The 11,982-nt window shown below is 46.3% G+C and carries 10 protein-coding genes; 3 read left to right on the forward strand and 7 right to left on the reverse strand.

What is annotated here, in order from left to right:
* Positions 1-178: 178 nt before the first annotated feature.
* Entirely contained in the window at positions 179-922 is a 744-nt protein-coding gene (locus SSED_RS11995) for a tRNA-uridine aminocarboxypropyltransferase (RefSeq protein ID WP_012142630.1), read from the reverse strand.
* 663 nt (positions 923-1,585) lie between these two features.
* Here SSED_RS11995 and emrD point away from each other — a divergent pair.
* Positions 1,586-2,812 carry a multidrug efflux MFS transporter EmrD gene (emrD, locus tag SSED_RS12000; RefSeq protein ID WP_012142631.1) on the forward strand — a complete coding sequence of 409 codons (1,227 nt, stop codon included), beginning with the start codon at positions 1,586-1,588 and terminating at the stop codon, positions 2,810-2,812.
* A gap of 516 nt (positions 2,813-3,328) precedes the next feature.
* On the opposite strand, the gene pssA is transcribed toward emrD, so the two are convergent.
* Together pssA and SSED_RS12010 are read right to left on the reverse strand one after the other, a co-directional pair.
* Entirely contained in the window at positions 3,329-4,642 is a 1,314-nt protein-coding gene (gene pssA, locus SSED_RS12005; protein ID WP_012142632.1) for a CDP-diacylglycerol--serine O-phosphatidyltransferase, read from the reverse strand.
* A gap of 11 nt (positions 4,643-4,653) precedes the next feature.
* Complete coding sequence (locus SSED_RS12010; RefSeq protein ID WP_012142633.1) at positions 4,654-4,986, reverse strand: DUF1904 domain-containing protein; 333 nt, start codon at positions 4,984-4,986, stop codon at positions 4,654-4,656.
* 359 nt (positions 4,987-5,345) lie between these two features.
* Here SSED_RS12010 and SSED_RS24450 point away from each other — a divergent pair, with 359 nt between their 5' ends.
* Both SSED_RS24450 and dacB read left to right on the forward strand, forming a co-directional pair.
* Positions 5,346-5,519: a hypothetical protein gene (locus SSED_RS24450; RefSeq protein ID WP_012142634.1), complete on the forward strand. Its 174-nt coding sequence runs from the start codon at positions 5,346-5,348 to the stop codon at positions 5,517-5,519.
* Positions 5,520-5,720: 201 nt separating this feature from the next.
* Complete coding sequence (dacB, locus tag SSED_RS12015) at positions 5,721-7,178, forward strand: D-alanyl-D-alanine carboxypeptidase/D-alanyl-D-alanine endopeptidase (protein WP_012142635.1); 1,458 nt, start codon at positions 5,721-5,723, stop codon at positions 7,176-7,178.
* A 183-nt stretch (positions 7,179-7,361) separates the two neighbouring features.
* On the opposite strand, the gene SSED_RS12020 is transcribed toward dacB, so the two are convergent.
* From SSED_RS12020 to lapB, 4 genes are all read right to left on the reverse strand, one after another.
* Positions 7,362-9,119: an acyl-CoA dehydrogenase family protein gene (locus SSED_RS12020; protein ID WP_012142636.1), complete on the reverse strand. Its 1,758-nt coding sequence runs from the start codon at positions 9,117-9,119 to the stop codon at positions 7,362-7,364.
* 239 nt (positions 9,120-9,358) lie between these two features.
* Complete coding sequence (locus SSED_RS12025; RefSeq protein ID WP_012142637.1) at positions 9,359-9,901, reverse strand: DUF2058 domain-containing protein; 543 nt, start codon at positions 9,899-9,901, stop codon at positions 9,359-9,361.
* Between the two features lie 110 nt (positions 9,902-10,011).
* Positions 10,012-10,716 (reverse strand): orotidine-5'-phosphate decarboxylase, encoded by a 705-nt coding sequence (pyrF, locus tag SSED_RS12030; protein WP_012142638.1) that lies wholly within the window; start codon positions 10,714-10,716, stop codon positions 10,012-10,014.
* 104 nt (positions 10,717-10,820) lie between these two features.
* A complete protein-coding gene (gene lapB, locus SSED_RS12035; protein WP_012142639.1) occupies positions 10,821-11,981 on the reverse strand; it encodes a lipopolysaccharide assembly protein LapB in 1,161 nt (386 codons plus the stop codon).
* Position 11,982: the final 1 nt, after the last annotated feature.

Raw genomic sequence — 11,982 nt, forward strand, 5'->3', positions numbered from 1 at the left:
CTGTTTGTCTCCGCCAAGCGATGCCTGTGACTCTATGACAATAACCCTGATGCCTTTCCACTTCGATGGCTGAGAGTCTGAGGCATTAACGTATATTGGTTTATAAGGCCAGTCTCAATTGATGACCTTACAAACTCTGAGCTGTATATATGAGTATTCAAATTGATTTAAGAGCGCTTTATTTGAGACTAGCTTTAAACGCCTGAGTAAGCTCCATCAAGGGGGTTAAATCTGAGGTGCTTTTACGGCTTCGGCTAAAAATAGACGACTCGATAAAGAGTTCAAACCAGGCGTTGAGTGACTCGGCATTGCCTTGCTCACCCGACGCCCCCAGAGCCAAGGCCGCAACCTCCGCCGTTCCCAATTGAAAATCTCGACTGCCTTTTCGTAAACCATACTTTGCAGCCGTTTCCGGCGTAAATGACAATAACGGCAATGAATGAAGATAGGGGCTTTTACGAAACATCTTAATCGCTTCACGCCAACTACCATCGAGCATGATAAACAGGGGCCTCTTACCCTCACCAATGGACGAAGGGATAACTTTGTCGACTATAGGCTGGTTGTCATAAGCATATTCACCGGGAAAAATTACGAAGGGTTGATATTCAGGACTCTGGATCAAGGCCAACATCTTCCGATTTGCTTGGGTACGCGACCAGATATAGGCATGGGTATCGGGAATGAGATCGGCAATTAAACGCCCGCTATTACTGGGTTTTAAGACTTCATCATCGTACATTATCAATAAAAAAGCATTATTCGATTCAAGCTGTGTGCGAGATTCACAGGTGCAATACACCTCTGCAAGTAGACATTGCTCACAACGAACCAAATTTTTCCCCCGTGCTCCATAGGGTTTGGTGGAAATAGCCTTACGATATCGATAAAGCCTATGTACTGCGTGCTGGTGAAAACTCATATTTCAAATGGTTACCGTTAAAAAATTTGATAGCAAAATATTACCCAATATCTTAGCAAGCCAAGGCTGGTACCTACATCAACAATTACTGATAAACCCGGCTGGCTAATCACAAACACACTCTAGCATAACGAGAGGAGGATAAAGGCTGGGCATACTACGCTTAACCTCAATGTCTCACAAGTACTGTTCGCGGCTAAAGCTCACTCCTACAGCAAGACATATCATTTCGGATGCACTGCCTATCTTCACATCTAACCTTCGCGGCTGAAGCACGCTCCTACAGCAAGACATATCATTTCGGATGCATTGCCTATCTTCACATCGAACCTTCGCGGCTAAAGCACGCTCACATGTAGGACCGGCTTTAGCCGGGAAAAAAACCAGAGGATCGCCCATGAAATGCTATAACGGAATCAGGGTTGCGCATTAGTGATCACTGGAATTAGTGCCCATAAATCCATTATTGAGACCAACGCACCTGTAACGCCATCAATACAAGGTGTAAGCTTGCGTTTACAGCACTTACGCCTTAGAAAAACTTATCGAAACTTCCAAAATAAATGCCTGAATTTATTAGTGCTAATGGATTGTAATTGTCTAAATACTCAGTATGATGCGCCATCCTTATTAAAGTACTATTTATGCAGTTTTGGAGTAAGAATGAACGGCCCTTTGATGAAGTCAAACCCAAGCCAGAATAACCCGGGTTTTTCCTCACTTATCTTTCTGATTGTGATGATGGTTGCCTGTGGTCAAATGGCACAGACGATATTTGTACCCGCCCTGCCGGCAATCGCAGACAGTTTCACAGTTACTGCCGGACAACTGCAAGCGATCATGGCCTGCTATCTACTCTCCTATGGTCTGCTCCAGTTTGTTTATGGACCTGCGTCAGACCGTTTGGGTCGTAAGCCACTGCTCATCTTTGGCTTGTCACTGTTTGTCATTGGCGCTTTACTGGCGAGTGTAGCAACAAGCTATAGCGAGCTTATCGCCGCCACCTTGCTTCAGGGCATGGGAACGGCCAGTGCCGGTGCATTATGCAGGAGCATTCCAAGGGATCACTATTTTGGCGAGCCATTGGTATCACTGAACAGTTATATCTCGATGGCCGTCATATTTTCGCCACTTCTTGCACCTTTTGCAGGCGGTATGATGACACACTACTTTGGCTGGCAGTCTGTGTACTCACTGTTGGCAGGCTTTGGTGCCCTAGTACTGCTTTTGGTTATATTCAGACTTAAGGAGTCGCTCCCTGCGGATAAGCGTAAGCCTGAGTCAATCATGAGCTCATACCGGTTTGTGTTAGCCCATAGAAAGTTTAAAAGCTATCTGCTTTGTCTCGTGGCCACATTTTCAGGTATTGCGGCATTTGAGGCCGTTGCCGGCGTGCTCTACGGCCAGGTATTAGCACTATCTCCTTTTTGGGTCAGCATATACTTTGTTGCTCCGATCCCCGGTTACCTTGCCGGAGCCTATTATGCGGCGAAGTTAAAAGATAATAATAAGAGTACCTATCGAAGCGTTGCCCTACTGGGTTCGGGCGCACTCTTCCTGCTTATCCCAGGCCTGTCCGACCTGGTTATTGGCTGGAGCTTACTCGTGGGCTCGGTGTTGTTCTTTACCGGAGCTGGGATACTGTTCCCGGTATTAACGTCGGCGGCATTAGAGCCATTTCCCAGACACGCCGGTGTGGCCGGAGCACTGTTGGGTGGCTTGCAAAATTTTGGTGCCGGTGTGGCAGCCCTGCTCATGTCCTTAGTGCCAATGCACGGACAACTCAGCATCGGGGGATTGTGTGCCTTGATGGTGATGTTAGTGATACTGGCACTGAACTATGCCAGGTCGGGTACGGATCTGGATAAGAGTGATGTGGCGGTGTTGTAAATAAGAGGTAAGGTACGAGGAATCGAGGAGCGAGGAATCGAGGAGCGAGGAATCGAGGAGCGAGGAATCGAGGAGCGAGGAGCGAGGAGCGAGGAGCGAGGAGCGAGGAGCGAGGAGCGAGGAGCGAGGAGCGAGGAGCGAGGAGCGAGGAGCGAGGAGCGAGGAGCGAGGAGCGAGGAGCGAGGAGCGAGGAGCGAGGAGCGAGGAGCGAGGAGCGAGGAGCGAGGAGCGAGGAGCGAGGAGCGAGGAGCGAGGAGCGAGGAGCGAGGAGCGAGGAGCGAGGAGCGAGGAGCGAGGAGCGAGGAGCGAGGAGCGAGGAGCGAGGAATCGAGGAGCGAGGAGCGAGGAATCGAGGAGCGAGGAGCGAGGAGCGAGGAATCGAGGAGCGAGGAGCGAGGAATCGAGAACCTATCTGGTGACCTGACTTAAAATTGGGCAAAGAAAAGCCAGTTGGGAGTTCCAACTGGCACTTTAAAACCGTCAACCTATTTCAGGGCGTGAAAGCCCTGATACTATCTAAAGAATTCTTCTTAGCAGGAAGTCAGCCTTAAGGCGTCTGATACGCGTCATTATCTTACGCACAGGCGCTGGATAGTTATTTAATGTCTCTAGCTGACTGTAATGATACAAACGCTCAGTATGTTGAAGAATGTGCGCCTGCTCTACTTGGAACTTCTCTTTCCAGGCTCCGGACTCATCCTGCAAGAGCAGGCCATTTTCAAGATCCAAAGCCCAGGCACGAGGGTTCAAATTACTGCCGGTGATCAGGTGGCACTTATCATCGGCACTGATGCCTTTAAGATGGTAGCTGTTAATACCATCTTTCCAAAGATGTATGCTCAACTGACCCGATTCTATGGCCCACTGCTGTCTCTTGGCGAATTTCCGTAACGATTGCTCATACATGTATGGCAAAGCACCAATGGTAGAGAACTCCTCTTCAGGTGGGATATAGAAATCATTAGCCGTCTTATCACCAACAACAATATCTATTCGTTTCCCATCCTTAAGATGTTTTGCCATCGCTCTGGCAAGAACGTATGGTGGGTTAAAGTATGGCGTACAGATAAAGAGTGACTCTTTAGACTGTGCCACCATATCGACGACCAGCTTATTTAACCTGTTCTTCTTACGACCCAGCCCTACAAGCGGTGTTATCCGGTTACCCTGGTTAACCTTCGTAAACTCATAATGCGCCTTACTAAGGCGGTTTTTCAGGCTACGAACATCATTTTTCTCTGGCAACAGCTCACATTCTTTATCTTGAGTAAGAGAACAGACGGCAATATCTTCGACAAGATAGGTCTGGATCATCTGACGCATGGAACGCGCAAGCTCAGCAGAATCGATAACATGATACCTGTCGAAGCGATACTTCTCTTGTTGATGCAGGTAGATATTATTGATGCTGGCACCACTGTAGATGACAGTATCATCGACAATAAAGCCTTTTAGGTGCAAGACGCCCATAAATTCACGAGACTTAACGGGTACCCCCAATATATCGATGGGGTGCTCGGCCTCAGCCATGACCTTACGGTACATCTGATAATTACCACTGTCACCTTTATGACCGATAAGACCGCGCCTGGCGCGATGGAAATCGACCAAAACCTTAATATCCATGGAAGGTGTGCGCTGCTTGGCAGACATTAAAGCAGTTAAGATCTCACGTCCTGCCTCATCATCTTCCAGATAGAGGGCTGAGATGTAAATCGAGTGCTCTGCAGAGGCAATACGTTCTAATAATTCGGCCTTGAGGCCTTTAGGTGTCAACAACCAACGTATGGCGTCTGGTTGGACAGGTATTCCACCAAGCTTATTCAGCAAGGATATCTCCTTTAAAAATGCTGGCCATTTCGGTAGTAAGTTTCAGGTTCTAGTTGCCTGAACATCACAACAATATGCAGTGACTCCGGATAAGCCTTCTGAACGGCTTCACGGATAACTTTCTCTACCAAATGGTGAGTTTCGGGATCTTTAGGGAACCAGAGCATCTCAACTTGTGTGAAACTCTGGTCAGCACTGCCGTTACGGTAACCTACGCTTGGAATCCAATCTAAAGTGAATCCTTGCGAATTGACTTCACAAATATCGGCTAATCGCTCGAGTAACGTCTTGCTTAACTCAGCTACAGCAGCTTCTGGTAAACCCCGCATACGAATATGAGGCATATCGATCCCTTACAAATTCATAAGGGGATAGAAATTACCGATTTAAGGGCCTTTGAGCAAGGTTTTTCTGCAATATTGCGTGTTAACACATTAACTTTTGTACTAATTTGAATCAAAATCCCATCCCCCCAAAAAAACAGCCATAAACTGTTCAAATATGAGTACAAACTGTTTTCACTTTTGGACTGTTTTGTTGTAAAAACCGGGTAACTTCTTTCTAATAAGATTAACCCCATGTTGATGAACAGTGCTTAATGCAGGTGAGGTCGATTGGCATCGCCTATTGAACTGATATAACGACATAAATTGAATGATTTTGATAAGATAGCGTTTATCTATTATTACCGTGACCACGTTACATGAACCTGAAGATCTTAATAACCTTAGCTATCGCCCTGGTACTCGCTTGGGCAGTTTTTCATTTTAAAGCTCAGCTTGGGCTATTTATATTGCCCATCTTCATTGCCCTGGTATCCTTTGTCACTCTGAGACTCTATCGATTAATGGAGAAAGATGCCCCTGAGGATGAATAATACCAATCGGTATAAACACAAGTTCATCTGCCCACAGAGTCCGGCATCATTAACTTAGCTTTTGCCTGATAGATATGGTCGGTGAGTAAGCATAATCCCTGCCTTAGGTTATGCTTATACCAAGCCGTATTTATCAAGCTCTCCTCTTAATGCGCTTGTTTTCGTTCTATCTGTTTCACCAAACCTGAGTTAAGACGTTTTATGAAAAAGTTAACTTCTGCCCTACTCCTATATTGGCTTTCCACTTCGACAGCCTGCGCTGATGAGTATTTCAGTAATATATTGTCTCTGATTAAGCCTCCTCACTCTCACACCTCTGTTATAGCAACTGATCTGGTCAATGACTCCGTCATTTACGAGGAAAATGCCGATATTTTACTTCTGCCTGCCAGTACTCAAAAGTTGCTCACCGCAGTTGCCGCAACTGCAGCTCTTGGAAATCAGTTTAATTATAAGACTGAAATTTATTCTCATTTTCCGATCCGAAACGGTAAGATTATGGGTGATGTTTTTATTAAATTTAGTGGCGATCCGACACTGACTAGTCTTGAGCTAAGAGAACTGTTTAAACAACTAACGGATCAGGGCCTGCTTCAAATAGAGGGGGATCTCTATCTCGTCGGCGAGAAACATGAAGAGTTACAAGCACCCGGTTGGGTATGGGATGACTTAGGGATCTGTTTTGCCGCTCCCGTATCCAGTTTTATTATCAATAAAAACTGTGTACATGGGCAACTAAAACCAACACTTGCTAGTAGTGCCAGTCAAATCCAATTCCCCAGCTATCTTCCGGTGATTATCGATAATAGTGCCATTTTTGATAAAAACAGTACCCTTGAATTTTGTAATTTGAGTCTACAGCGTCTAACCAATAATCACTTTAATCTAACGGGCTGTCACTCCGGAAATCGTCCCTTAAAACTCGCCATAGCCATAACTGAACCAGCCTTGTTTGCAAGAGATACCGTGGCTCAGATTGCGAAGAGTAGTCAAATCAAGGTAACAGGTAAGATATTACTCAAAGACACCTTGCCACAACATCGCAGCCTTATTGCCAGCCATCAGTCAAAAGCGCTGCCTGAGATGCTCAATACCATGTTAGTCAAATCTGATAACCTCATCGCGGATAGCTTATTGAAGCAGATAGGACACAAGCAGTATAACCGTCCCGGCACCTTTACTAATGGCAGCAAGGCGATGGTTCAGATTTTGACTGAAGAAGGTGTCGATCTGACCCACGCCAGAATTGTGGATGGTTCGGGGCTATCGCGTTATAACTTGCTTAGTGCCAGACAGCTCAGTCAGGTATTGAGGTTAATCTATACAGATCCGAGATTTATGAGTCTCATGGAATCACTACCTGTCGCAGGTATCAGTGGCACCCTCAAATACAAACCATCATTTACCAGCGCCCCACTTCGAAAATATGTTTGGGCAAAGACAGGGTCTATGCAGGGCGTTGATAACTTGGCTGGTTTTATCAAGAAGCCCAAGACAGACGATATGCTGTTTGTCATTTTAGAAAATGGACAGAGCCCGATAGAGAAGGAGCAGCAACTTGCACCATTCAGTGCCCTTTTCTTGCAGACCTTACTGGACCACACCGCAGCGCCCACAGAGCTCAATGCGACGACGGCCAAGTCAGTAATAGCGAATTAACACACTCATACTAACAACATGAATCAGGCGAAAGCTGGTGGCTCGTCGCTAATAGCTTGGGTAATAAACACGGCCAACAAAAAAGGGAATACTTCGGAAGTATTCCCTTTTTAAAACAACTTTTCTTGTTAACCCATGAGTTCAGAGACAGGACTCGTCACTAAACCTTCTGCTTATCACTTATCAGAACGTCTCTTCAGGGATATTCATGACACAAACATCCCCGGCACTGACCTGTGCAAGGTGATACTCAGCCTTAGGAAGTACCTTATTGATATAGAAGTCGCTTAAGTGACGTTTTTGCGCCGTAAACTTTTCATCTTCATGAACTGCAGCTGTGTCCGTCATCAGCAACCAGAAATACCCGTAGAGGATATGGCCAAACGCATCGAGGAAATCGACGGCACAAGTGTTGATGAGTGCTGGGCTCGAAATCTTGTTGTCATTAACGGTATCTGCAACGGCCAGTAACTGGTTGAACAGTGATGCCACTTTCTCCTTATGAGCATCATCGACATGAGTCATTTGAGATAGCTTCTCATTGCACTCGGTAACAAACTCAGTCAGTGCCGCCAGATTATCTCCTGTCACCTTGCGGCCTAAGAAATCTATGGCTTGAATGCCGTTTGTCCCTTCATATATTTGAGCAATACGGGTATCACGTACGAGTTGTTCGATACCCGTTTCACGTATATAACCGTGCCCACCAAACACTTGCTGGGCCATGATTGCGGCATCCAGTCCACGGTCACTGAGAAATGCCTTAGCAACTGGGGTTAACAAGCCGACATAACGCGCCGCTTTAGCCTTGTCCTCTCCCTCACCGTACTTTGCAATATCAAGCTGCTTACCGGTCAATATGGAGAGGGCTCGGCCCGCCTCGGTCAAGGTTCTGATATTAAGAAGCATACGACGGACATCACCATGAACCAGGATTGGATCGCAGGTTGCGCCGGTTGGCGATCCGCCTGCTGCCACGCCCTGAACACGCTCTTTAGCATAATCGGAAGCCATCTGGTATGCCGCTTGGGAGGTTCCCAACCCCTGAATACCAATGGCCAGACGCTCATAGTTCATCATAGTAAACATGCAGACGAGTCCACGGTTAGGTCTACCGATAAGATAACCTTGAGCATCATCATAGTTCATCACACATGTGGCGGAGGCTTTTAGCCCCATTTTATGCTCGATTGAACCCACTGTTACGCCATTTGACTCACCTAAGTTACCTGAGTCATCTACCTTGATTTTTGGCACTAAGAATAGAGATATACCGTTCGAGTCGGGTAGCTTTGCCAATACCAGGTGGATGACATTCTCCGTCAGATCATGATCGCCGCCGGTGATAAAAATCTTGCTGCCCGTGATGTTATAGCTGCCATCATCGTTAGGGACCGCTTTAGTACGAATATTTCGCAGATCTGACCCCGCCTGAGGTTCGGTCATATCCATCGCACCAGCCCATTCGCCGCTATACAGCATAGGCAGATATTTCTCTTTTAGCTCATCACTGCCATGTGCATTGATACACAAGGCTGCGCCGGCGGTGAGTGAACCGTAAAGGGTAAAAGAGTTACAGGCACTATAAGACATCTCATCTACCAGCACGCCCAACATCTTCGGCATGCCCATACCACCCAGTTCAGGGTCGCCGCATAAGCCAACCCAGCCACCTTCAGCATATTGGTCATAGACGGCTTTAAAGCCGTCAGGCGTGATCACCTTATCATCTTCATGCCTTACACCTTGCTCATCACCGCTACGGTTAATAGGATGTATAAGTTCACGACTTATCTTGTCTGCTTCATCCATTATCGCTACCGCTGTGTCCATATCGACATTTTCGGCTATGGCAGGTAATGACGCCCATGTATTTGGCGCATCAAAGACCTTATCTAACATAAACTTCATTTCGGCTAACGGAGCTTGGTACGGATTCATTATCGACTCTCAAACAATGGATTAAAACAGTTGTTTTAATTTATACCAGATACCGTAGGAAAAGAAAGGGATTTTTGATGAAGAGAGAGGAAAATAGTTCAGGCAAAGATGTAAATTAGGAATCTAGGCACTAGGACCTAGAACCTGGATAGAAAATAACAGCAAAAAAAGGTTTCTGCTGAGACAGAAACCTCTTAGGGTTTTAGATGCTAGATACTCGAATCTAGCTCCTTGGTTTCCTACCACATCAAATCATCTGGAATGACATAATCTGCATAAGGATCATCCTCTTCAACGACTTGGGTTTTATCATCTTTAACCCACAAGTAGCCACACCACTCAGGCACTAACATGTTGACGCGTTCGGCCAGTTTGTGAGGGACCAGATAGCTAGTCTCTTCATGGCGCACGATACCCAACTGGCCATTGAGAAGCTGAGACTGCAGCTTTTCATCAACATAGAGAGAGAATATTTTATTATTAAAGGTGTAGTTAAATTTTAATTCGGCATGCTGAGGCAGCTTAATGGCCAGACGCTTGAACTCGGTGACGAGTCCGCGGACTAATCCCTTCTCAGACGCTTCTTCGAAACGTTTTTCGTTTAACGCCTTATCTTTCTCTGCTTGCGCTTTCTTCTGTGCGGCGATCTCTTGCTTCAACGCAGCGCTGCCATCGTCGACCTTGGCCTTACGATCGCGCTTTTTCTGTGTTTTGGCTTTCTGAACTTTCTGTTTACTCACAAGTCCCGCTTTGAGTAACTGTTCCTGAAAAGGATTTGCCATCTGTTTCTCACTTAACTGTATCTATTGAATCTTACGTTTAAACGATTATTTCTAGCATTAATATTTCGAGCATTACTATCTCTAAAAATAATAATTAAAGCACGGCTATTTTAACCAGGAATGCTCAGCGACTGATGGATCGCGGTCAGCGCAGCCAATGGGTCTGCGGCCTTAGTAATAGGTCGACCGATGACAAGATAATCCGATCCCGCCTCAATAGCCTGTGGTGGCGTCATGACCCTATGTTGATCGCCCTTGTCTGCTCCAGCAGGACGGATACCCGGCGTCACCAATTTAAAACTTTCACCTAAGCTTGATTTCAATAGCTGCGCTTCGTGAGCCGAACAAACAACACCATCGAGACCTGCCTGTTGTGTGAGTCTTGCCAGGCGTTGAACATGTTCGAAAGCTGGTACATCGATGCCGATAAGCTTAAGATCTTCATCGCTCATAGAAGTTAATACCGTTACCGCTATCAACAAAGGCGCATCTTTACCGTAAGGGACCAGAGCCTTCTTCGCCGCTTCCATCATGGCTAAACCACCGGTGGCATGAATGTTGGTCATCCAAACACCTAACTCAGCCGCAGCTGTAACAGCCTTAGCCACTGTATTTGGAATATCATGGAATTTAAGGTCTAAAAACAGGTCGAAATCACGGCTATGAATATCTTTAACAAGCTCTGGACCAAAGAGGGTAAACATCTCTTTGCCCACTTTTAAACGACACATTTGAGGGTCTAAGCGATCGATCAATTGCAAAGCAGCATTTTTGTCATCAAAATCCAGGGCGACCACGATAGGTTTATTATTCATTATTTCTCCAATTGCTTTGCGATATACATTTGAGCGTAAATTCTACTCTGAGTTTACTTTTGCGAGTCAAGGGTTCCCTTGTCTCATCGATAAATGGAACGAGCCTATTCGCCGTCCAATCCCCGTATCCGTTTAATGCTGCCCCAACTTTTACAAGAGGGACAATGCCAATAGAGACTGTGGGAAGGGAAGCCACATTCACTACAGCGATAACCTGGTCTGAACTTAATCTGTTGCTGAACTAATTTCTCAAGCATGGTCAGGCTCTCTTTAGCCTGCCCATCTTCCGCCTGTAGCATCTGCATCTGCATCAAATGCTGAAAACTCTTCATCGTGGGGTGTCGGTACAGACCATCGAGTACTAATTTCTCGGCAGCCTGAGTCTCCCCCTGCTCTATCAGGTGCTGCGCCAAGGTGATCGCAACGCTGGCACCTGCGCCCTGTTGAAGTGCCTGCCTGAGAAAGTCACAGTAGCCCGTCGAGTCATTACTCTCGTGATATGCCTGTCTGCAGGTCGCCAGAGCATCGGGGATCAACTCAACATCAGCCTCTAACAGCTTATAAAGCATATCTTTACACTTTATGAGTTCACCTTGATCAAGATATTTTTGGGCTAAGGTCAGGATTGCCCTACCACATTGTGGGTCCTGCTTGATTGCAGCCTGCAGTAATTTTAGTTGTCCGCCGCTGTCCGCTTCTTCATTGGCAAGCTCACAATAAAAATGTGCGGTATTGTGCTTTAAAACGAGTTGTCGCTTACGCTTTAGACTTTTTATGATGTTAATGGCTTTCTGCCACTCTTTTGTCACCTGATAGATATCGATCAAGTGGGTTTCAGCGGCTTCGCTGTGGTCGTCTTGCTTAACCAGGTTTTGAAAAATTTCCTCCGCTCGGTCATAAAATCCGGCCGCGAGGTAATCTTTGCCCAACTCCATCATCGCTATGTCGCGTTGTTCGGTAGCTAAGCTAGGGCGGGCAATCAAATTTTGATGAATTCGAATTGAGCGGTCTACTTCACCGCGCTTACGAAACAGTGAGCCCAAAGATAGATGTGTATCTATGGTGTCGTCATCGACATCGAGCATGGAGATAAAGAGATCCACCGCTTTATCTGACTCGTTCGAAAGAAGGAAGTTAAGGCCGGTAAAGTAATCACGGCTCAACTTTTTGCGATCGCTACTCTGTTTATGCCGGACACTTCGACGTCCCATATACCAGCCATATCCGGCAGCAATGGGTAGTAACAGAAACAGGATCTCAAGCATA

The sequence above is a fragment of the Shewanella sediminis HAW-EB3 genome (genome assembly GCF_000018025.1).
Classification (GTDB): Bacteria; Pseudomonadota; Gammaproteobacteria; order Enterobacterales; family Shewanellaceae; genus Shewanella; species Shewanella sediminis.

Excerpts from the sequence above, each read along its gene's own strand:
- SSED_RS11995 (WP_012142630.1), bottom strand. The coding sequence starts at position 922 with ATGAGTTTTCACCAGCACGCAGTACATAGGCTTTATCGATATCGTAAG.
- emrD (WP_012142631.1), top strand. The coding sequence starts at position 1,586 with ATGAACGGCCCTTTGATGAAGTCAAACCCAAGCCAGAATAACCCGGGT.
- SSED_RS12010 (WP_012142633.1), bottom strand. The coding sequence starts at position 4,986 with ATGCCTCATATTCGTATGCGGGGTTTACCAGAAGCTGCTGTAGCTGAG.
- SSED_RS24450 (WP_012142634.1), top strand. The coding sequence starts at position 5,346 with ATGAACCTGAAGATCTTAATAACCTTAGCTATCGCCCTGGTACTCGCT.
- dacB (WP_012142635.1), top strand. The coding sequence starts at position 5,721 with ATGAAAAAGTTAACTTCTGCCCTACTCCTATATTGGCTTTCCACTTCG.
- SSED_RS12020 (WP_012142636.1), bottom strand. The coding sequence starts at position 9,119 with ATGAATCCGTACCAAGCTCCGTTAGCCGAAATGAAGTTTATGTTAGAT.
- SSED_RS12025 (WP_012142637.1), bottom strand. The coding sequence starts at position 9,901 with ATGGCAAATCCTTTTCAGGAACAGTTACTCAAAGCGGGACTTGTGAGT.
- pyrF (WP_012142638.1), bottom strand. The coding sequence starts at position 10,716 with ATGAATAATAAACCTATCGTGGTCGCCCTGGATTTTGATGACAAAAAT.
- lapB (WP_012142639.1), bottom strand. The coding sequence starts at position 11,981 with ATGCTTGAGATCCTGTTTCTGTTACTACCCATTGCTGCCGGATATGGC.